Origin of the sequence: Pseudomonas sp. AG1028 (assembly GCF_007993955.1) — a bacterium.
Lineage (GTDB): Bacteria > Pseudomonadota > Gammaproteobacteria > Pseudomonadales > Pseudomonadaceae > Aquipseudomonas > Aquipseudomonas straminea.
This window is the reverse complement of record NZ_VIVP01000003.1, coordinates 158,134-177,707: the sequence shown is the minus strand read 5'-3', so window position 1 is coordinate 177,707 and position 19,574 is coordinate 158,134. Positions and strand designations below refer to the sequence as shown.

General features: G+C 62.6%; 17 protein-coding genes. 5 read left to right on the top strand and 12 right to left on the bottom strand.

The window, feature by feature from the left end:
- Positions 1 to 5 precede the first annotated feature (5 nt).
- A complete protein-coding gene (gene xerC / locus FB481_RS06025; RefSeq protein WP_093500416.1) occupies positions 6 to 908 on the top strand; it encodes a tyrosine recombinase XerC in 903 nt (300 codons plus the stop codon).
- A complete protein-coding gene (locus tag FB481_RS06020) occupies positions 905 to 1,600 on the top strand; it encodes an HAD family hydrolase (protein ID WP_093500418.1) in 696 nt (231 codons plus the stop codon). The genes xerC and FB481_RS06020 overlap by 4 nt, the downstream gene beginning before the upstream one ends.
- Before the next feature lie 244 nt (positions 1,601 to 1,844).
- Here FB481_RS06020 and sutA read toward each other — a convergent pair whose 3' ends face one another.
- The 5 genes from sutA to glnK all read right to left on the bottom strand — a co-directional run bounded on the left by sutA (position 1,845) and on the right by glnK (position 5,867).
- A complete protein-coding gene (gene sutA, locus FB481_RS06015; RefSeq protein ID WP_013789502.1) occupies positions 1,845 to 2,165 on the bottom strand; it encodes a transcriptional regulator SutA in 321 nt (106 codons plus the stop codon).
- A 76-nt stretch (positions 2,166 to 2,241) separates the two neighbouring features.
- Entirely contained in the window at positions 2,242 to 2,667 is a 426-nt protein-coding gene (locus tag FB481_RS06010; RefSeq protein ID WP_013789501.1) for a secondary thiamine-phosphate synthase enzyme YjbQ, read from the bottom strand.
- A gap of 132 nt (positions 2,668 to 2,799) precedes the next feature.
- Positions 2,800 to 4,053, bottom strand: coding sequence for an ammonium transporter (locus FB481_RS06005; protein ID WP_147175470.1), 1,254 nt, complete (start codon positions 4,051 to 4,053; stop codon positions 2,800 to 2,802).
- 118 nt (positions 4,054 to 4,171) lie between these two features.
- Positions 4,172 to 5,488, bottom strand: a complete 1,317-nt coding sequence (locus tag FB481_RS06000) for an ammonium transporter (RefSeq protein ID WP_027908905.1) — start codon at positions 5,486 to 5,488, stop codon at positions 4,172 to 4,174.
- Positions 5,489 to 5,528: 40 nt separating this feature from the next.
- Positions 5,529 to 5,867, bottom strand: coding sequence for a P-II family nitrogen regulator (glnK, locus tag FB481_RS05995; protein ID WP_003096476.1), 339 nt, complete (start codon positions 5,865 to 5,867; stop codon positions 5,529 to 5,531).
- 400 nt (positions 5,868 to 6,267) lie between these two features.
- Here glnK and FB481_RS05990 point away from each other — a divergent pair, with 400 nt between their 5' ends.
- The 3 genes from FB481_RS05990 to FB481_RS05980 all read left to right on the top strand — a co-directional run bounded on the left by FB481_RS05990 (position 6,268) and on the right by FB481_RS05980 (position 10,257).
- Positions 6,268 to 6,540, top strand: coding sequence for an accessory factor UbiK family protein (locus FB481_RS05990; RefSeq protein WP_027908906.1), 273 nt, complete (start codon positions 6,268 to 6,270; stop codon positions 6,538 to 6,540).
- A gap of 34 nt (positions 6,541 to 6,574) precedes the next feature.
- On the top strand, positions 6,575 to 8,065 hold the full coding sequence (locus FB481_RS05985; RefSeq protein ID WP_093500424.1) for a YifB family Mg chelatase-like AAA ATPase: 1,491 nt from the start codon (positions 6,575 to 6,577) through the stop codon (positions 8,063 to 8,065).
- A gap of 218 nt (positions 8,066 to 8,283) precedes the next feature.
- Positions 8,284 to 10,257 carry a choline BCCT transporter BetT gene (locus FB481_RS05980; RefSeq protein WP_147175468.1) on the top strand — a complete coding sequence of 658 codons (1,974 nt, stop codon included), beginning with the start codon at positions 8,284 to 8,286 and terminating at the stop codon, positions 10,255 to 10,257.
- 598 nt (positions 10,258 to 10,855) lie between these two features.
- Here FB481_RS05980 and FB481_RS05975 read toward each other — a convergent pair.
- The 7 genes from FB481_RS05975 to FB481_RS05945 all read right to left on the bottom strand — a co-directional run bounded on the left by FB481_RS05975 (position 10,856) and on the right by FB481_RS05945 (position 19,137).
- A complete protein-coding gene (locus FB481_RS05975) occupies positions 10,856 to 11,731 on the bottom strand; it encodes an ABC transporter permease subunit (protein ID WP_147175466.1) in 876 nt (291 codons plus the stop codon).
- Complete coding sequence (locus tag FB481_RS05970; RefSeq protein WP_167363090.1) at positions 11,728 to 12,609, bottom strand: ABC transporter permease subunit; 882 nt, start codon at positions 12,607 to 12,609, stop codon at positions 11,728 to 11,730. Before FB481_RS05970 ends, FB481_RS05975 begins: the two co-directional genes overlap by 4 nt.
- A 23-nt stretch (positions 12,610 to 12,632) precedes the next feature.
- Positions 12,633 to 13,787 (bottom strand): polyamine ABC transporter ATP-binding protein, encoded by a 1,155-nt coding sequence (potA, locus tag FB481_RS05965; RefSeq protein WP_013789494.1) that lies wholly within the window; start codon positions 13,785 to 13,787, stop codon positions 12,633 to 12,635.
- 57 nt (positions 13,788 to 13,844) lie between these two features.
- Entirely contained in the window at positions 13,845 to 14,939 is a 1,095-nt protein-coding gene (locus tag FB481_RS05960; RefSeq protein ID WP_178109843.1) for a polyamine ABC transporter substrate-binding protein, read from the bottom strand.
- 151 nt (positions 14,940 to 15,090) lie between these two features.
- Entirely contained in the window at positions 15,091 to 16,191 is a 1,101-nt protein-coding gene (locus tag FB481_RS05955) for a polyamine ABC transporter substrate-binding protein (protein ID WP_093500432.1), read from the bottom strand.
- A gap of 165 nt (positions 16,192 to 16,356) precedes the next feature.
- Positions 16,357 to 17,724, bottom strand: a complete 1,368-nt coding sequence (locus FB481_RS05950; protein WP_147175464.1) for an aspartate aminotransferase family protein — start codon at positions 17,722 to 17,724, stop codon at positions 16,357 to 16,359.
- Between the two features lie 54 nt (positions 17,725 to 17,778).
- The gene (locus tag FB481_RS05945; RefSeq protein ID WP_093500436.1) at positions 17,779 to 19,137 is read right to left on the bottom strand and encodes a glutamine synthetase family protein; all 1,359 of its coding nucleotides are present in this window, start codon (positions 19,135 to 19,137) and stop codon (positions 17,779 to 17,781) included.
- Between the last annotated feature and the right edge of the window lie 437 nt (positions 19,138 to 19,574).

The window sequence follows — 19,574 nt, the reverse complement described above, 5'->3', positions numbered from 1 at the left end:
CGTTGATGCTTGTCGCCCACCTGGATGCCTACCTCGAACACCTGCGCAGCGAGCGACAGATGTCAGCCCATACGCTGGATGGCTACCGCCGCGACCTCACCAAACTGCTCGCTTATTGCGAAAAGGAAGACCTGAGTGACTGGGCCGCACTCGACATCGCTCGCCTTCGCCGCCTGGTCGCCCGCCTGCACAAGGAAGGCCAATCGGCGCGCAGCCTGGCGCGCCTGCTCTCGGCGACCCGTGGTCTGTACCGCTACCTGATACGCGAAGGCCATTGCAAACACGATCCAGCCACCGGCCTGACGCCACCCAAGGGCGAACGCAAGCTGCCAAGAGTGCTGGACGTGGACCGCGCCACCCAGTTGCTCGACGGCGCCCAGGAAGACGACTTCATCGCCCGCCGCGATCACGCCATGCTCGAGCTGTTCTATTCGTCCGGCTTGCGCCTGTCGGAGCTGGTCGCACTGAACCTCGACTGGCTCGATCTACCCGCCGGCCTGGTGCGCGTCACCGGCAAGGGCAGCAAGGTGCGCGAGCTGCCAGTGGGCAGCAAGGCCCGTGAAGCCCTGCAGCAATGGCTGCCGCTGCGGGCACTGGCCAACCCGGCCGATGGCGCGGTATTCATCAGCCGCCAGGGCCGCCGCATCGGCGCCCGCGCCGTGCAGTTGCGGGTACGCCAGGCGGGTGTCAGCGAGCTCGGACAGCACATTCATCCGCACATGCTGCGCCATTCGTTCGCCAGCCATATGCTCGAATCGTCCCAGGATCTACGTGCGGTACAGGAGCTGCTCGGCCACGCCGATATCGCCACCACGCAGGTCTATACCCACCTGGACTTCCAGCACCTGAGCAAGGTCTACGACAGTGCTCACCCACGGGCCAAGCGCCGCAAGGAACAGGATTCATGAGCATCCGCCTGATCACCTTCGACCTCGACGATACGCTGTGGGACAACCGCCCGGTGATTCTCGGTGCCGAGGCCGCCATGCGCGACTGGATCAGCGTCCACGCACCGCGCCTGGCGAGCCAGCCGGTGGATCACCTGGGCCAGGTTCGCGGTCGTCTGCTGGAGGCCGAGCCCAACCTGAAATACCGCCTCAGCGAGCTGCGCCGACGCACCCTGCGCCATGCGCTGGAGGGCGTCGGCCATGCACCCGAGGAAGCCGCGCAGTTAGCCGAGGCCGCCTTCCAGACGATGCTCGAAGCACGCCACGCCATCACCTTCTTCAGTGACACCGTCACCACCCTGGAACTGCTGGCCAATCGGTACAGCTTGGGCGTGATCACCAATGGCAACGCTGACGTGCGTCGCCTGGGGTTGGCGGACTACTTCAGCTTCATCCTCTGCGCCGAAGAACTGGGCGTCGGCAAACCCGATCGCAGGCCGTTCGAGGAGGCCCTCGCCCGCTCCGGCATGCAGGCCGAGCAGGCGGTGCATATCGGCGACCACCCCGGCGACGATATCGCCGGGGCCCAGGCGGCCGGCTGGCGTGCGGTGTGGTTCAACCCGGAGGGCAAGGCCTGGGCTGGCGAGAAGGAAGCCGACGCGCAGATCCGTAGTCTTGGCGAGCTGCCGGCGCTGTTGCAGCGCTGGGGATAAGAGCTGGTGGGCTGAAGCCCACCCTGCATGACTGGGCCTCGATGACTTGAGAAGCGTTGAGCGAAGCACAACCGGTTGCTCAGGGTACCGTGGGAACGGGCCATGCCCGTGATTTCGCGCGCATGGCGCGCTCCCACCCTGCCCCCGCAATCAGCGGTTTTCTCTGCGCCACACAAAGCAACCGCCACAAACGCAAAAGCCCGCCTTCACAGGCGGGCTTTTGCATTCAAATCCGGCGTTCGCGTCAGATGGGGCGACTGCCGTACTTGCTGTCAGGCTTCTTGGGCGGGTCGGATACGACGTTGGGCTCCACTTCCTGAACCTTGCCACCACGGGCCAGGAACTCTTCCATGGCGCGCGCCAGCGCATCGCGTTCCTTCTGCTTGGCTTCTACGCTGGGCAGCTCTTCGACCTCGACGGCCTTCTTGGCTTTGCCCTTGGCAGGTGCCGCGCTATCGGACTCGCTGTCGTCATCGGCAACATCACCATCCGCGGCCGCCAGCTCCTCGCCGTCGTCCTCGTCTGCGCCTTCCAGCTCGTCTTGTTCCAGTTCTTCGTCGCTCATGTTCAGCCTCATGACTTGCGAAAAGCAGGTTAGTTATAGCCCAGTCGTCCGACGTTGCCGAACGCCTGGAAAAAATTCAATTTGCCGTACCTTGCAAGGTTGCCAGCACGCGGCGAGCGCCACCCTGTTCGCGGTGTTCGCCCAGGTAAATCCCCTGCCAGGTGCCCAGCGCCAAACGCCCGTTACTCACCGGCAACTGCAACTGAACGCCGAGCAGACTCGACTTGAAATGCGCCGGCAGATCATCCGGGCCTTCGTCGCAGTGCTCAAAGCCTGTCGCATCCTCGGGGACGAGGCGGCGAAAGAAGCGTTCGAAGTCGCGGCGTACCGCAGGGTCCGCATTCTCGTTGACCGTCAGGGACGCCGAGGTGTGCTGCAGCCACAGGTGTAACAGACCCACCCTGTAGCTCGCCAGTTCCGGTAATGCATCCAGCAGTTCATCGGTCACCAGGTGGAAGCCTCGCGCCCGTGGACGCAGGGTGATCAGCCGTTGCTGCCACATGCTCGTCGCCCTCGTTTTTCAACGCGCGCATTCTAGCGTGCCGGACAAAAAAGCAAAGGGCGCCTGAGCGCCCTTTTGCCGGTGTTGACCATCATTTTTACTGATGATGGTCGGCGCCCTGCGCCTCCCCCATCATTTCTTGCCGGTGAACTCGGGATAGGCTTCCATGCCGCACTCGACCAGGTCGACGCCCTCGTACTCTTCCTCCTCGGAAACCCGCAGACCGGCGACCACCTTGATGATGCTCCAGACGATCAGGCTGGCGATGAACACCCAGGCGAAGATGCAGGCGATGCCCAGCAGCTGCGCGCCCAGGCTGGCTTCCGGGTTGGTCAGGCAGACCGCCAGGGTGCCCCAGATGCCCGCCGCGCCGTGTACGGAGATGGCGCCGACCGGGTCATCGATCTTGATCTTGTCGAAGCCGACGATGGCGAACACCACCAGCACGCCGCCCACACCGCCGATCAGGGTGGCCTGCAGCGCGGTCGGCGTCAGCGGCTCGGCGGTGATCGACACCAGGCCGGCCAGCGCACCGTTGATCGCCATGGTCAGGTCGGCCTTGCCGAACAGGATGCGTGCCACGATCAGCGCGGCGATCAGGCCGCCGGCCGCTGCCATGTTGGTGTTGACGAACACCTGGGCCACCGCGTTGGCGTCCTCGATGGTGCTCATCTTCAGCTGCGAGCCACCGTTGAAGCCGAACCAACCCATCCACAGGATGAACATGCCCAGAGTTGCCAGCGGCAGGTTGGCGCCCGGAATGGCGTTGACTTGGCCGTTGGCGCCGTACTTGCCCTTGCGCGCACCGAGCAGAATCACCCCGGCCAGGGCCGCGGCGGCGCCGGCCATGTGCACCACGCTGGAGCCGGCGAAGTCGAGGAAACCGGCCGCGTCGAGGAAGCCACCGCCCCATTTCCAGAAGCCCTGCACGGGGTAGATGACGGCGGTCATCACCACCGCGAAGGCGATGAACGACCAGAGTTTCATGCGCTCGGCCACCGCGCCGGAAACGATCGACATGCAGGTGGCGGCGAACACGATCTGGAAGAAGAAGTCCGAGCGGGCGGCGTAGTAGGGGGCATCTTCGTCACCGGCCAGTACCGACTCGACGGTGTTTTCGTCACCGATCAGAAAACCGAAGCTCGGCAGGACGCCGCCCTCGGGGCTGGAATACATGATGTAGTAGCCGATCAGCAGATACATGATGCAGGCGATGGCGAACAGCGCCACGTTCTTGGCGAGAATCTCGGTGGTGTTCTTGGCCCGAACCAGACCCGCCTCGAGCATGGCGAAGCCGGCGGCCATCCACATGACGAGGGCGCCGCAAATCAGGAAGTAGAAGGTATCGAAACCGTACTGCAGAGCAGTCAGTGCTGTGTTGTCCATTTTTTATTCACCTCAGGCCGTTGCGCAGGGGGGTGCGCTGTGCGGTCGAGGCGCCCGGGTTGGCTCCGGGCGCACTCCGTGTGCTGTCGGCCCGCCACAGTCAGCGGGCCGCTGGTACTTACAGGATGTAGCCGCGCTCGTTGTGCTGAGCCAGGTCGAGGCCGACCGACTCTTCTTCTTCGGTCACGCGCAGGCCCATCACGGCATCGATGATCTTGAGGATCACGAAGGTGACGACGGCGGTGTAGATCACGGTGACGGCGACGCCCTTGAACTGAATCCACAGTTGCAGGCCGATGTTTTCGACCTCACCGAAACCGCCCAGGGCCGGGGCTGCGAAGGCACCGGTCAGTAGCGCGCCGACGATACCGCCCACACCGTGCACGCCGAACACGTCCAGCGAGTCGTCGTAGCCGAGCTTGCGCTTGAGGCTGGTGGCGCAGAAGAAGCAGATCACGCCGGAAGCCAGGCCGATGATCATCGCGCCCATCGGGCCGACGGTGCCGGCAGCCGGAGTGATGGCGACCAGGCCGGCAACCACGCCGGAGGCGATGCCCAGCGCACTCGGTTTGCCGTGGGCGACCCACTCGGCGAACATCCAGGCCAGGGCCGCAGCAGCGGTGGCGATCTGGGTGACCAGCATGGCCATGCCCGCAGTCTGGTCAGCCGCGGCAGCGGAGCCGGCGTTGAAGCCGAACCAGCCGACCCACAGCATCGCCGCGCCGATCAGGGTGTAGCCCAGGTTGTGCGGCGCCATGGCCACGCTCGGGAAGCCCTTGCGCTTGCCCAGCACGATGCACGCCACCAGACCGGCGATACCGGCGTTGATGTGCACCACGGTGCCGCCCGCGAAGTCGAGCACGCCCCAGTCCCACATCAGGGCACCGTCACCACTCCAGACCATGTGCGCGATAGGCGCGTAGACCAGGGTGAACCACACGGTCATGAACACCAGCATCGCGGAGAACTTCATGCGCTCGGCGAAGGCACCGACGATCAGCGCCGGGGTGATGATGGCGAAGGTCATCTGGAAGGTAATGAATACGCTTTCCGGGAAGGCCGAGGTCAGCGATTCCTTGGTCAGGTTGCCGAGGAACATGTTGCCCAAGCCGCCCACGAAGGAGCTGAAGTTGGTGACGCCGGCTTCCATCCCGGTGGTGTCGAACGCCAGGCTGTAGCCGTAGGCGAACCACAACAGGGACATCAACGCGGTGATGGCGAAGCACTGCATCATCACCGACAGCACGTTCTTGGAACGCACCATGCCGGCGTAGAACAGTGCTAGGCCTGGAATGGTCATGAACAGCACCAGCGCGGTGGCCGTCAGCATCCAGGCCGTGTCACCGGAATTCAGGGTTTTCTCCTGAGCCATGACCAGGCTTGGGAAAAACAGGGACGAAAGGGCTCCAAGCCCTGCGATTTTTCGCAGAGTCATGATTTAACTCCTGGGACGTTAAGGGGGTAGGGGCGGAGCTTTAGATCGCGTCGGTATCGGTTTCGCCGGTACGGATGCGGATCGCCTGTTCCAGGTTTACGACGAAAATCTTGCCGTCACCGATCTTGCCGGTGTTGGCGGCCTTGGTGATGGCCTCGATGACGCGGTCCAGCTGATCGTCGGCGATAGCCACGTCGATCTTCACCTTGGGCAGGAAATCGACGACATACTCGGCGCCGCGATACAGCTCGGTATGACCCTTCTGACGACCGAAGCCTTTCACTTCGGTGACGGTGATGCCTTGCACCCCGATTTCCGACAGCGATTCGCGGACGTCGTCCAGCTTGAACGGCTTGATGATGGCAGTGACTAGTTTCATGAAACTCTCTCCCGTGTAAGGTGGACTTGCCCCAGGAATTGTTACCCCGGCCCAAGTCTAAGCTCAGTGTCTGGCTTTTGTATGCATCGGTTGCCAAGACGGGCTGATCCGATACCACCGACTGCTCCCGGTGAACCACGTCCGCCCGCTCGCGACATCCGAACCGCATCGGTGCATGGGTCATGAGCCTCTAAGCAGAAATCTTGCCAATACCGGCAAAACGCCGCTTTTCAGGAACTTACGGGCCTGCAGGCGGTTGTGATCGGCGTCACGCGAAAGCCATCGCACCAGAAGAGCGCCAAACCGCACCGCGTCACGCACACCATTGGTGCAAGGTCACTGTACCGGTGGGCAAAAACCGGCGTGCTACACTGCCGCCAACTCATTCTGGAAGGTTCCCATGCTGCCACCCAAAGCGTTGCTCGATGCCCTCAGCAGCCAGGCCAGTCGCCTGCTCAGCGGTGACAACCCACTGCCCCGCAGTGAAATCGAAGCCCAGCTCAAGGCACTGCTGCAGAGCAGCTTCAGCAAGCTGGATCTGGTCAGCCGCGAAGAATTCGACAGCCAGATGATCGTGCTGGCCCGCACCCGCGCGCGCCTCGAAGCGCTGGAAGCCAAGGTCGCCGAACTGGAAACGCGCACCGCAACGACGCAACACGCCCCGGCCGAGTAATCCGCTCGGCCGGCAGACGATCAAGGAGTGATCGATGTCATTGGCCATAGTCCACAGCCGCGCTCAGATCGGCGTCGATGCACCCAGCGTTACGGTCGAAGCGCACCTGGCCAACGGCCTGCCCTCCCTGGCGCTGGTCGGCCTGCCGGAAACCGCCGTCAAGGAATCCAAGGACCGCGTACGCAGCGCCATCCTCAACTGCGCCCTGGACTTTCCGCCACGCCGCATCACCCTCAATCTCGCGCCGGCAGATCTGCCCAAGGATGGCGGCCGCTTTGATCTGGCTATCGCCCTGGGCATCCTCGCCGCCAGTGGCCAGTTACCCGCCGAATCCCTGACCAGTCTGGAATGCCTCGGCGAGCTCGCGCTCTCGGGAGCGATCCGCCCGGTGCAGGGCGTGCTGCCCGCCGCGCTGGCCGCCCGACAAGCCGGTCGCACTCTGGTGGTGCCAAAGGAAAACGCCGAGGAAGCCAGCCTGGCTACCGGCCTCAGCGTGCTGGCGGTCGAGCACCTGCTGGAACTGGTCGCCCACCTCAATGGCCAAACACCCCTGTCGCCCTACCAGCCCCAGGGTTTGCTGCGCCACACCCAACCCTATCCGGACCTGGCCGAAGTACAGGGCCAGATCGCCGCCAAACGCGCGCTGCTGGTGGCGGCTGCAGGAAATCACAACCTGCTGCTGAGTGGCCCCCCGGGCACCGGCAAAACGCTGCTGGCCAGTCGCCTGCCCGGTCTGCTGCCGCCACTGACCGAAGAGGAAGCCCTGCAGGTCGCCGCGATTCGCTCGGTGGCCAGCCACACGCCGCTGCAGAGCTGGCCGCAAAGGCCATTTCGCCATCCGCACCACAGCGCATCCGGGCCGGCCCTGGTGGGTGGCGGCAGTCGTCCGCAACCTGGGGAAATCACCCTCGCCCATCACGGCGTGCTGTTCCTCGATGAACTGCCCGAGTTCGACCGTCGCGTTCTTGAGGTGCTCAGAGAGCCTCTGGAAAGCGGGCAGATTGTAATTGCCCGTGCCCGCGACAAGGTCAGTTTCCCTGCCCGCTTCCAGCTGGTAGCGGCGATGAACCCTTGCCCCTGCGGTTTTCTGGGCGACCCCAGCGGGCGCTGTCGCTGCAGCACGGAGCAGATTCAGCGCTATCGGGGCAAACTCTCCGGGCCGCTGCTCGACCGTATCGACCTGCATATCACCGTGGCCCGGGAGAGCACCCAGCTCGATGCCCCGGTTGATAACGGCGACACCAGTGCAGCAGCGGCCAGCCGTGTCGCCGCTGCGCGGGATATCCAGCTGCAGCGCCAGGGCATCGCCAACGCATTTCTCGACCTGCCCGGGCTGCGCGCCCACTGCGCGCTGGCCGACGCCGACCGCCAGTGGCTGGAGCACGCCTGCGAACGCCTGACCCTGTCGCTGCGCTCGGCCCATCGCGTGCTGAAGGTAGCGCGCACCCTAGCCGACCTGCAGGCCCAAGAGCAGATCAGCCGACAGCACCTGGCCGAGGCGCTGCAGTACCGCACCAGCCTGTGAGCGGCACAAAAAAGCTGAACGAAACGAAGCACTTTCCTATCGATAACAAACAGGTTCAAAAACCCCGACTAATGGCAGTGCTACAATTGCGGGCCTTCCGCTTTTGGCGGCCATCCGAAAACCGAGTCGTATCTCCAGTGCACCTTCCGCGATCCAGCGAAAGCTGATCGGCGAGCGGGTGATTCATGGACTGACTCCGACCAAGGAGAGCTAGCTCAATGGGGGCAAATCTGTCTTCCCGCTCCACTCTTAACCCGCCGGTTTTCTTCGGCTCGACCTTTTTGATCGCCTGCCTGGTGATCTACAGCACAGCCTTCAAGGAAAGCGCTCAGAGCGTGTTCGGCGCCACCCAGTCGTGGATCATCGAGAACGCCAGCTGGGTCTACATCCTTTCCGTCGCGCTGATCCTGCTCTTCGCGGTCTTCCTGGCCATCAGTCGCTACGGCGACATAAAGCTCGGCCCGGACCATAGCGAGCCGGACTACAACAACCGAACCTGGTTCTCCATGCTGTTCTGCGCCGGTATGGGCATCGGCCTGATGTTCTTCGGCGTCGCCGAACCGGTGATGCATTTTCTCGCACCGCCCGTGGGTGAAGCTCAGACAGTGGCAGCGGCCAAGGAGGCAATGAACGTCACCTTCTTCCACTGGGGCCTGCATGCCTGGGCGATCTACGCCATCGTCGCGCTGATCCTGGCCTATTTCAGCTTCCGCCATAACCTGCCGCTGACACTGCGCTCGGCGCTCTATCCGCTTATCGGCGACCGCATTTACGGGCCCATCGGCCATGCCGTGGACATCTTCGCGGTGATCGGTACCGTGCTCGGCGTAGCCACATCGCTGGGCTACGGCGTGATGCAGATTAACACCGGGCTCAACCACCTATACGGCATACCCGCCACTACCACGGTTCAGCTCCTGCTGCTGACCGGCACCATGGGCCTAGCTACGATTTCCGTGGTCAGTGGCCTGGACAAGGGCATCCGCATACTTTCCGAACTGAACATGCTGCTGGCCGTTTGCCTGATGCTGTTCGTGCTGGTGCTCGGCCCGACCGTGTTCATCATGCAGACCTTCGTGCAGAACACCGGCCAGTACCTTTCGGAGATCGTCAGTAAAACCTTCAACCTCTACGCCTACGAGCCGACCGACTGGATTGGCGGCTGGACCCTGTTCTACTGGGGCTGGTGGCTATCCTGGTCGCCGTTCGTGGGCCTGTTCATCGCGCGCATCTCCCGCGGCCGTACCATTCGCCAGTTCATCGGCGGCGTATTGGTAGTGCCGGCCGGCTTCACCCTGCTGTGGATGACCGTGTTCGGCGACACCGCGATTCACATGATTCTGGTCGACGGCATCACCGACCTCGCGACGGCGGTCGACAAGGACAGCTCGCTGGCGCTGTTCGCCTTCCTCGAACACTTCCCCTTCTCGGCAGTCCTGTCGCAGATCGCCGTGCTGATGATCGTGGTGTTCTTCGTCACCTCGGCGGACTCCGGCGCCATGGTGGTGGACATGCTCGCCTCCGGCGGCCATGACCAGACGCCGGTCTGGCAGCGTATCTTCTGGGCCGCGCTGATGGCGGTAGTCGCCGCCTCGCTGCTGCTGGCCGACGGCCTCAAGGCGCTGCAGACGGCGACCATCGCCAGTGCCCTGCCCTTCGTGATTGCCCTGCTGGCGTCGATGTGGGGGCTGCTGCGCGCCCTGCAGATCGACGCTGCCAAGCGTAACCTGCGTGACCAGGTCGCCCTCAGCCCACGCGGTGCATCAAGCACCGGCGGCTGGCAACGGCGCCTACGCAGCATGGTGATGCTGCCACGTCGCTCCCACGTCAATCGCTTCATCGCCGAAACCGTGCTGCCGGCCTGCCAGCAGGTGGCCGAGGAGATGCGCAAACAGGGCCGCGAAGCCCAGGTGGAGAGCGGTGAAGACGGACGCGTTACGCTGTCGGTCAGCCACGGCGCCGAAGCCGACTTCCAGTATCAGGTACGCCCCCGCGCGCTGATTCAGCCGAGCTTCGCCCTGCGCGACACGCGCGATGACTCCAGCGAGGAACGCAAGTACTTCCGCGCCGAAGTTCACCTCAACGAGGGCGGCCAGGACTATGACGTGATGGGCTGGAACCGCGAAGAAGTGATCGGCGATATCCTCGACCAATATGAGCGCCATATGCACTTCCTGCACCTGACGCGCTAAACCTCTGCAGTAACGAAAACGCCCGGGCCGTCTCAGCCCGGGCGTGTTTATATCTGCCTCTGCCTTATCACTTCTGGACAAGCGTCGCCGTAGAACAGGGCGCAACCTGTGACCTAGTCGCTAGCGATGCCCACGCCAACCTCTCTTGCAACCTGTTCATAATCTTTTCAGCCCAGGTGCGTCGACCTTGGCGACTAATTGGCAGAAGCGGCCATTCACGGAGTATTTGTGGGAGCGGGCCATGCCCGCGAAAAAGTCACGGGCATGGACAGGGCGTCCCCGCCCGCTCCCACAGGTAAAGCAACGATGTCCGCTTTGCTTCGTAGTTGCCTTCATGCGCATACAACACTTTGAACAGGTTCTAAGAGCCTGCTCACGACCTTTCGCGCTTTGCCTGCAAAAAGGTGGAAGCGGTCGGCGAGCGGAATACTTTTAGGAGGAGCTTTAGCCCCGAGCTCTTTGTTTACCTGAATAAAAACTCGCGGCTAAAGCCGCTCCTACGCAATCGGATGATGCGGGCATCGGTATCCGAATGCCGGAAATGAAAATGCCCGCCCTGCTTGCGCAGTGGCGGGCATCGTCTTGCCGCTCAGCTGACTCAGTGAGCCGGCTTGACCTCCGGACGGGAGCCAATGGCGTGCTGGCTTTCTTCCATGACCTGCTGGATCGCCTTGCGACGGCGCTCCTCGGCGCGGTGGCTGAAGAACCACACCAGGAAGGTGGCCAGCGATACCGCCAGCAGGATCAGACTGGCGATGGCGTTGATCGCCGGGGTCACGCCCAGGCGCACCTTGGAGAACACCTCCATCGGCAGCGTGGTGGCGCCAGGACCGGACACGAAGCTGGCCAGTACCAGGTCATCCAGCGACAGGGCGAAGGACATCATGCCGCCAGCCACCAGCGAAGGCGCGATCATCGGGATGGTGATCAGGAAGAACACCTTCCATGGCCGCGCGCCGAGGTCCATGGCCGCTTCTTCGATGGACAGGTCCAGCTCGCGCAGGCGCGCCGACACCACCACGGCCACATAGGCCGAACAGAACGTGGTGTGGGCGATCCAGATGGTCATCATGCCGCGCTCCGCCGGCCAGCCGATCAGCTGGGCCATGGCCACGAACAGCAGCAGCAGTGACAGACCGGTGATCACTTCCGGCATTACCAGCGGTGCGGTGACCAGGCCGCCGAACAGCGTGCGGCCCTTGAAGCGGCTGATGCGGGTCAGCACGAAGGCCGCCAGCGTACCCAGCGCCACCGCGGCGATCGCCGTGTAGCAGGCGATCTCCAGGGAACGCCAGACGGCGCCCATCAGCTGGCGGTCGTCGAGCAGGCTCACGTACCACTTGGTCGACCAGCCGCCCCACACCGTCACCAACCGCGAGGCGTTGAACGAGTAGATCACCAGGATGATCATCGGCAAGTAGATGAAGGCCAGGCCGACCCACAACATCAGCGTGGAGAAACGGAAATTCTTCATGCCCGGCCCTCCAGCTCTTTGGCTTGGTTACGGTTGAACAGAATGATGGGCACCAAGAGGATCGCCAGCATCACCACCGCCAGCGCCGAGGCTACCGGCCAGTCGCGGTTGTTGAAGAACTCCTGCCACAGCACCTTGCCGATCATCAGGGTTTCCGGCCCGCCGAGCAGCTCGGGGATCACGAACTCGCCAACCACCGGGATGAACACCAGCATGCAGCCGGCGATGATGCCGTTCTTGGACAGCGGCACGGTGATCTTCCAGAAGCTGTTGAAGGTGCTCGAACCCAGATCCGAAGCTGCTTCGAGCAGGCTCTGATCGTGTTTCACCAGGTTGGCGAACAGCGGCAGGATCATGAACGGCAGGTACGAGTAGACGATGCCGATGTACACCGCGGTGTTGGTGTTGAGGATCTGCAGTGGAGCGTCGATCAAGCCGATGCTCTGCAAAAAGCCGTTGAGCAGACCGTTGTTGCTGAGGATGCCCATCCACGCGTAAACGCGGATCAGGATCGCGGTCCAGGTCGGCATCATCACCAGCAGCAGCAGGACTGTCTGGGTTTCCTTCTTGGCCCGGGCGATGGCGTAGGCCATCGGGTAGCCGATCAGCAGACAGGCCAGGGTGCTGAAAAAGGCGATTTTCAGCGAGCCAAGGTACGCGGCCAGATACAGCTCATCCTCGGTAAGGAAGATGTAGTTGCCCAGGTTCAGCACCACCTGCAGTGTATTGTCGACCCAGGTATAGATTTCCGTGTACGGCGGGATCGCCACATCGGCTTCGGCGAAGCTGATCTTCAGCACGATGATGAACGGCAGCAGGAAGAACAGGAACAGCCAGATGAATGGGATGCCGATCACCAGGTGCCGGCCATTAGGCATACGCTTGGTCAGGCTGCTCATTTTCATGACTGCAGCACCACGCCGCTGTCGTCTTCCCAGAACACCACCACCGGGTCATCCCAGGTCGGCCGCTTGCCGCGGCGCTCGGCGTTGGCGATGAAGCACTGCACGATCTGCCCGGAGGTCAGTTTGACGTAGTACACCGAATGGCCGCCCAGATAGGCGATGTCATGCACGGTGCCGTTGCTCCAGTTGTATTCCGGGTGCTCGTGGTCAGCCGGCAGCTGGGTGGCCATCAGCAGTTTTTCCGGGCGCAGGGCGTAGGTAACCTGGGTCTCCTGGGCACGGGTGCTGATGCCGTGGCCGATATAGATCGGCTTGTCGAGCTGCGGGCAGTCGATCACCGCGTGGTCGGTGTCGTCATGCACGATCTGCCCGTCGAACAGGTTGACGTTACCGATGAACTCGCAGACCAGACGGCTGGCCGGCGTCTCGTAGACGTCGATGGGGCTGCCGATCTGGGCGATCCAGCCCAGGTGCATGATGGCGATGCGCTGGGCCATGGTCATGGCCTCTTCCTGATCGTGGGTGACCATCACACAGGTCACGCCGACGCGCTCGATGATTTCCACCAGCTCGAGCTGCATCTGCGAGCGCAGCTTCTTGTCCAGCGCCCCCATTGGCTCGTCGAGCAGCAGCAGCTTGGGGCGTTTGGCCAGCGAGCGGGCCAGGGCCACGCGCTGACGCTGACCGCCGGAAAGCTGGTGCGGTTTGCGCTTGGCGTATTGGGTCATGTGCACCAGCTTGAGCATCTCGGCAACACGGGCGTCGATCTCGGCCTTGGGCATCTTGTCCTGCTTGAGGCCGAAGGCGATGTTGTCGGCCACGCTCATGTGCGGGAACAGCGCGTAGGACTGGAACATCATGTTGATCGGTCGATCGTACGGCGGCAGGTCGGTAATGTCCTGGCCGTCGAGGAAGATGCGCCCTTCGGTCGGCCGCTCGAAGCCGGCGAGCATGCGCAACAGGGTCGACTTGCCGGAACCGGAACCACCGAGCAGGGCGAAGATCTCGCCCTTGTTGATGGTCAGCGAGACATCGTCGACCGCGACGGTTTCGTCGAACTTCTTGGTCACACGCTCGATCTTGACCAACACCTCTTTGGGTTGCTGGCTCCCCTCGATGACCTTCTTATAGGTACTGGAAGCAACTGCCATTACCAAACTCCCGCAGTAAAAATGGCGCCCGACAGAGGCCGGGCGCTAAAGGGTTGATCATCTTCCGGACTTGATCTTCGTCCAGCTTCGCGTCATCAGGCGCTGCGCCTTGGGCGGCAGTTCGGCCATCACGTACAACTTGTCCAGCACGGCCTGCGGCGGGTACACCGACTCGTCCTCGCGGATTTCCTGATCCATCAGCTCGCCCGCCTTGGTGTTGGCATTGGCGTAACCCACGTAGTCACTGACCCCGGCGATCACCTTGGGATCTAGGAGGTAGTTGATGAAGGCGTGGGCCTCTTTGACGTTGCTGGCATCCTTGGGGATGGCAAGCATGTCGAACCACAGGTTGGCGCCTTCCTTGGGAATCGCATAGGCGATTTCGACGCCCTTGCCGGCCTCCGCGGCACGGTCGGCGGCCTGCAGCACGTCACCGGAGTAGCCGAACGCCACACAGATGTTGCCGTTGGCCAGATCGGAGATGTACTTGGAGGAGTGGAAGTAGCTGATATAGGGGCGCACTTCCATCAGCTTGGCTTCGGCCCTGGCGTAGTCGTCAGCGCTCTGGCTGTTCGGGTCCAGGCCCAGGTAGTTGAGCACCGAGGGAATAACCTCGTCTGCCGAATCCATGAAGGACACGCCGCAGCTGGCGAGCTTCTTCATGTTCTGCGGCTCGAACAGCACGGCCCAGGAGTCGATCTTGTCGACACCGAGCACTTCCTTGACCTTGGCCACGTTGTAGCCGATGCCGTTGGTGCCCCACAGATAAGGCACGGCGTATTGATTGCCCGGGTCGTTGGTTTCCAGCTGCTTGAGCAGCGCCGGGTCGAGATTGTTCCAGTTCGGCAGCAGCGAACGGTCGAGCTTCTGGAACGCGCCCGCCTTGATCTGCTTGCCGAGAAAATGATTGGACGGCACCACCACGTCGTAGCCGGTACGGCCGGCGAGCAGTTTACCTTCCAGGGTTTCGTTGGAGTCGAAGACGTCGTAGACCGGCTTGATGCCCGTGGCCTTCTGGAACTCGGCCAGGGTGTTCTCGCCGATGTAGTCGCTCCAGTTGTAGATATGCACGGTGCCGTCCGCATGTGCCAGGGTTGCCAAGCCAACCGAAAGCGCGGTCGTTGTCAGGATCTTGCCCAGGGAAAAATGCACAGGTCGTCCTCTTCTTGTGTCTCGTCACCGAGGTGACGTATCGCGATCTGGGAGAGCGCCACGGTCGTGGCGCTGCCCTCGATGGGCGACGATCCGCCCCTTTTGCCTGCTGAAACGGACCGCGGCACCAGGCGCCGCGGTCATCAGCCGATCAGCGACCGGACTTGATCTTGGTCCAGCTGCGGGTCATGGTGCGCTGGGCGGCCGCCGGCAGGTCCGGGAAGGCATACAGCTTGCCCATGGTTTCCTGGGTCGGGTAAACGCCCGGGTCGTTACGAATGGCTTCGTCGACCAGCGGGGTGGCTTTCGCGTTGCCGTTCGGGAAGTGCACTTCGTTGGTGATCTCGGCCATGATTTCCGGCTTGAGCAGGAAGTTCAGGAAGGCATGGGCGGACTCGACGTTCTCCGCATCGGCCGGAATGGCCACCATGTCGAAGAAGGCGCCGGCACCTTGCTTGGGAATGTTGTAGGAGACTTTGACCTTGCCACCGGCCTCTTCGGCGCGCGACTTGGCCTGGTAGATGTCGCCCGAGTAGCCCACGGCCACGCAGAGGTTGCCGTTGGCCAGATCGGAGATGTACTTGGAGGAGTGGAAGTAGGTGACCGACGGGCGGATCTTCATGAACAGCGCTTCGGCTTCCTTGAGCTGCTTCGGATCGGTGCTGGTCGGTTCATAGCCCAGGTACTGCATGGCGATCGGCAGGATCTCGGTTGGCGAGTCGAGGAAGGACACGCCGCAGGACTTCAGCTTCTCGATGTTCTCGGGCTTGAACAGCAGGTCCCAGGAATCAACCGGGGCGTTTTCGCCCAGCGCAGCCTTGACCTTCTCGGGGTTGAAACCGATGCCCACGGTGCCCCACATGTACGGGAAGGAATACTTGTTACCCGGGTCGCTGACCTCGACGGTTTTCAGCAGGTTCTTGTCCAGGTTGTCCCAGTTCGGCAGCTTGGACTTGTCCAGCGGCTGGTAGACCTTGGCCTTGATCTGCTTGGCCAGGAAGCTGTTGGACGGCACCACGATGTCGTAACCCGATTTGCCGGCGAACAGCTTGGCTTCCAGGGTTTCGTTGGAATCGAAGACGTCGTAGGTGACCTTGATGCCGGTCTCCTTGGTGAATTTCTCGATGGTGTCCGGGGCGATGTAGTCCGACCAGTTGTAGATGTTGAGGACCTTGCCATCAGCCTGCGCCATACCGGCCACGGCGCCGGCCAGCGTCACCGCCAGCAGAGTCTTGCCGAAAGTCTTGATCATGCGGTTCAGCTCCCTATGTGATGTCGATTAACCGGGCCGCCGCGCTGTGCGGAAGGCCCGTTTTTTTGGCCGGCAAGTCTGGCGATAGCAGCCCCATCGCTCAAGCCCTGGCAGGCAATTTATTGCACCAACTGTCGCTACCTTCGAAACGCCTTGCAGCAGCCGTCAGGCCAGTAAAGCACGGGCGGTGAGGTCCAGGCACTTGCGGGCCTTTTCCACCAGCTCGTCGATCTCGCTCTTGCTGATCACCAGCGGCGGCGAAATGATCATGGTGTCGCCCACGGCGCGCATGATCAGTCCGTTCTCGAAACAGTGACCGCGGCAGATCATGCCCACCGCCTTGTCGCTCGGGTAACGCGCGCGAGTGACTTTATCCTTCACCAGTTCGATGGCGCCGAGCATACCTACGCCGCGCACTTCACCGACCAGCGGGTGATCCGCCAATTCGCGCAGGCGTTTCTGCAAATACGGTGCCGTTTCTTCTCTGACCCGCTCGATGATCTTTTCTTCGCGCAGAATTCGGATGTTCTCCAGTGCCACCGCCGCCGCAACCGGGTGGCCGGAATAGGTGAAGCCGTGGTTGAAGTCGCCACCCTCGTTGAGCACCTTGACGATCTCGTCGCGCACCACCAGGCCGCCCATCGGCACATAGCCGGAGGTCAGGCCCTTGGCGATGGTCATCATGTCCGGCTTGTTGCCGTAGAAGTCGCTGCCGAACCACTCACCGGTACGGCCGAACCCGCAGATCACTTCGTCGGCGACGAACAGGATGTCGTACTTGGCGAGAATCTCGCGCACCCGCGGCCAGTAGCTGTCCGGCGGGATGATTACGCCGCCCGCGCCCTGAATAGGCTCAGCCAGGAAGGCAGCGACATTGTCTTCGCCGACTTCGAGAATCTTCTTCTCCAGCTCGTCGGCAGCCCAGATGCCGAAGGCTTCCGGCGTCATGTCGCCGCCCTCGCCGAACCAGTAAGGCTGGGCGATATGCACGATACCCGGAATCGGTAGGTCGCCCTGCTCGTGCATGCCCTTCATGCCGCCCAGGCTGGCGCCGGCGACAGTGGAGCCGTGGTAGCCGTTCTCGCGGGCGATCACCACCTTCTTGTTCGGCTTGCCCTTGAGTGCCCAATAATGGCGAACCATGCGCAGCATGGTGTCGTTGCCTTCCGAGCCTGAGCCGGTGAAGAACACGTGGTTCATGCCAGCTGGCGTCACCTCGGCGAGCGTCTTGGCCAGCTCCAGCACTGGCGGGTGGGCGGTCTGGAAGAAGGTGTTGTAGAACGGCAGCTCGCGCATCTGCTTGCTGGCCGCCTCGACCAGTTCCTCACGGCCGTAGCCGACGGCCAGGCACCACAGCCCGGCCATGCCATCGAGGATCTTGTTGCCTTCGCTGTCCCACAGGTGCACACCTTCACCGCGGGTGATGATGCGCGGGCCCCTCTCGGCCAATTGTTTGAAGTCGCTGAAAGGCGCCAGGTGATGATCGCGGCTCATGGCCTGCCATTGCTGGGTCTTTGCATTGTTTGCCGTCATGTTCACCTCTTATAAATGCGGGGCCGGTCGGATCACACGACAGCCCCGGCTGGATCAGACCGAGAGCAGCAGGAACTCGCGTTCCCAGGAGCTGATCACCCGCTTGAAATTCTCGTGCTCGGCACGCTTGACCGCCACGTAGCCGCTGACGAACTTGTGGCCCAGGTACTGTTCGACCACCTGGCAGGTTTCCATGCGCTCCAGCGCCGCCTCCAAAGTCAGCGGCAGGCGCAGGTTGCGGCGCTCGTAGCCGCGGCCGACGACCGGCGCGCTGGGCTCGATGCCCTCGACCATGCCGATGTAGCCGCACAGCAGGCTGGCTGCCAGGGCCAGATAAGGGTTGGCGTCGGCGCCAGCCAGGCGGTTTTCCACGCGGCGGTTATTCGGCGTGGCATCCGGCACGCGCAGGCCGACGGTGCGGTTTTCCTCGCCCCACTCGACGTTCACCGGCGCCGAGGTGTCGGGCAGGAAGCGGCGGAACGAGTTTACGTTGGGCGCGAACAGCGGCAGCACTTCGGGGATGTATTTCTGCAGGCCACCGATGTGATGCATAAACAGCTGGCTCATCGAACCGTCTTCGTTGGAGAAGATGTTCTTGCCGGTCTTCACGTCGATGATGCTCTGGTGCAGGTGCATGGCGCTGCCCGGCTCATCGGTGATCGGCTTGGCCATGAAGGTCGCCGCCACGTCGTGCTTGAGCGCCGCCTCGCGCATGGTGCGTTTGAACACCAGGATCTGGTCAGCCAGGTGCAGAGCCTCGCCGTGACGGAAGTTGATCTCCATCTGCGCCGGGCCTTCCTCGTGGATCAGAGTGTCCAGGTCCAGGCCCTGCAGCTCGCACCAGTCGTACATGTCTTCGAACAGCGGGTCGAATTCGTTGGCCGCATCGATCGAAAAACTCTGCCGGCCGGTTTCCGGGCGCCCGGAACGGCCCATCGGCGCCACCAGCGGGAAGTCCGGGTCGCTGTTGCGCTTGGTCAGGTAGAACTCCATCTCCGGCGCCACGATGGGCTGCCAGCCTTTTTCGGCATACAGGCGCAGCACCTTCTTGAGAATGTTGCGCGGCGACAGCTCGATGGGGTTGCCCTGCTTGTCGTAGGTGTCGTGGATCACCTGGGCGGTGGGCTCGATGGCCCAGGGCACGATGAATACGGCGTTCTCGTCCGGCCGGCAGAACATGTCGATATCCGCCGGGTCGAGCAGGTCGTAATAGATGTCGTCTTCGACGTAGTCGCCGGTGACAGTCTGCAGCAACACGCTTTCAGGCAGGCGCATGCCCTTTTCGTCGAGGAATTTGTTGGTCGGCGAGATCTTGCCCCGGGCAATCCCCGTCAGGTCGCTGACCAGACATTCGACTTCGGTGATCTTGCGTTCTTTCAACCAGCTCGAGAGCTGGTCCAGTTTGGTGCTCATAGAGACCTCAGTGTTTTGAAACCGGCATCCTCGGCCGGCTCGACATGCCCCGCACCACGAGAGGCCTGGCAGGCCTGCCAGGTGGATGCGGAATAAACCAGGGTGTTACACGACTGCGGGCAACTGCCCGAGCGACCCTCCAGGCACTGGCGGCAGAGCGCAGCGCATGCCCAGCGGTGCTTCACCATCGTGCACCGACTGTAACCGACCTTTGTTGCACTCGACAGAGTCAGATGCCTTTGCAAAGCGCGCGCCGTCACCTGCTTCACGGCAAGGTTCACGATTGGCAATGCCGTTGAGCGCATCGAGGCGTCGCGATACTCGTCGCCTAGCAATGAAGACGCAAACGTCTTCACGGATTGAGAAGTGTGCAGATTTTCGAGCGAAGGAGCAGGTAAGAGATACCGCAATGCGATGCGCCGCAGTGCGCGCCGCAA

What these genes read in the sequence shown, in the direction of transcription:
- FB481_RS06005 (WP_147175470.1), bottom strand. Translation starts at nt 4,053, where the DNA reads ATGGACAACACAGCACTGACTGCTCTGCAGTACGGTTTCGATACCTTC.
- FB481_RS05945 (WP_093500436.1), bottom strand. Translation starts at nt 19,137, where the DNA reads ATGAGCACCAAACTGGACCAGCTCTCGAGCTGGTTGAAAGAACGCAAG.
- FB481_RS05950 (WP_147175464.1), bottom strand. Translation starts at nt 17,724, where the DNA reads ATGACGGCAAACAATGCAAAGACCCAGCAATGGCAGGCCATGAGCCGC.
- FB481_RS05990 (WP_027908906.1), top strand. Translation starts at nt 6,268, where the DNA reads ATGCTGCCACCCAAAGCGTTGCTCGATGCCCTCAGCAGCCAGGCCAGT.
- potA (WP_013789494.1), bottom strand. Translation starts at nt 13,787, where the DNA reads ATGGCAGTTGCTTCCAGTACCTATAAGAAGGTCATCGAGGGGAGCCAG.
- FB481_RS06000 (WP_027908905.1), bottom strand. Translation starts at nt 5,488, where the DNA reads ATGACTCTGCGAAAAATCGCAGGGCTTGGAGCCCTTTCGTCCCTGTTT.
- FB481_RS05975 (WP_147175466.1), bottom strand. Translation starts at nt 11,731, where the DNA reads ATGAAGAATTTCCGTTTCTCCACGCTGATGTTGTGGGTCGGCCTGGCC.
- FB481_RS05980 (WP_147175468.1), top strand. Translation starts at nt 8,284, where the DNA reads ATGGGGGCAAATCTGTCTTCCCGCTCCACTCTTAACCCGCCGGTTTTC.
- FB481_RS06020 (WP_093500418.1), top strand. Translation starts at nt 905, where the DNA reads ATGAGCATCCGCCTGATCACCTTCGACCTCGACGATACGCTGTGGGAC.
- xerC (WP_093500416.1), top strand. Translation starts at nt 6, where the DNA reads ATGCTTGTCGCCCACCTGGATGCCTACCTCGAACACCTGCGCAGCGAG.
- FB481_RS06010 (WP_013789501.1), bottom strand. Translation starts at nt 2,667, where the DNA reads ATGTGGCAGCAACGGCTGATCACCCTGCGTCCACGGGCGCGAGGCTTC.
- sutA (WP_013789502.1), bottom strand. Translation starts at nt 2,165, where the DNA reads ATGAGCGACGAAGAACTGGAACAAGACGAGCTGGAAGGCGCAGACGAG.
- FB481_RS05970 (WP_167363090.1), bottom strand. Translation starts at nt 12,609, where the DNA reads ATGCCTAATGGCCGGCACCTGGTGATCGGCATCCCATTCATCTGGCTG.
- glnK (WP_003096476.1), bottom strand. Translation starts at nt 5,867, where the DNA reads ATGAAACTAGTCACTGCCATCATCAAGCCGTTCAAGCTGGACGACGTC.
- FB481_RS05985 (WP_093500424.1), top strand. Translation starts at nt 6,575, where the DNA reads ATGTCATTGGCCATAGTCCACAGCCGCGCTCAGATCGGCGTCGATGCA.
- FB481_RS05955 (WP_093500432.1), bottom strand. Translation starts at nt 16,191, where the DNA reads ATGATCAAGACTTTCGGCAAGACTCTGCTGGCGGTGACGCTGGCCGGC.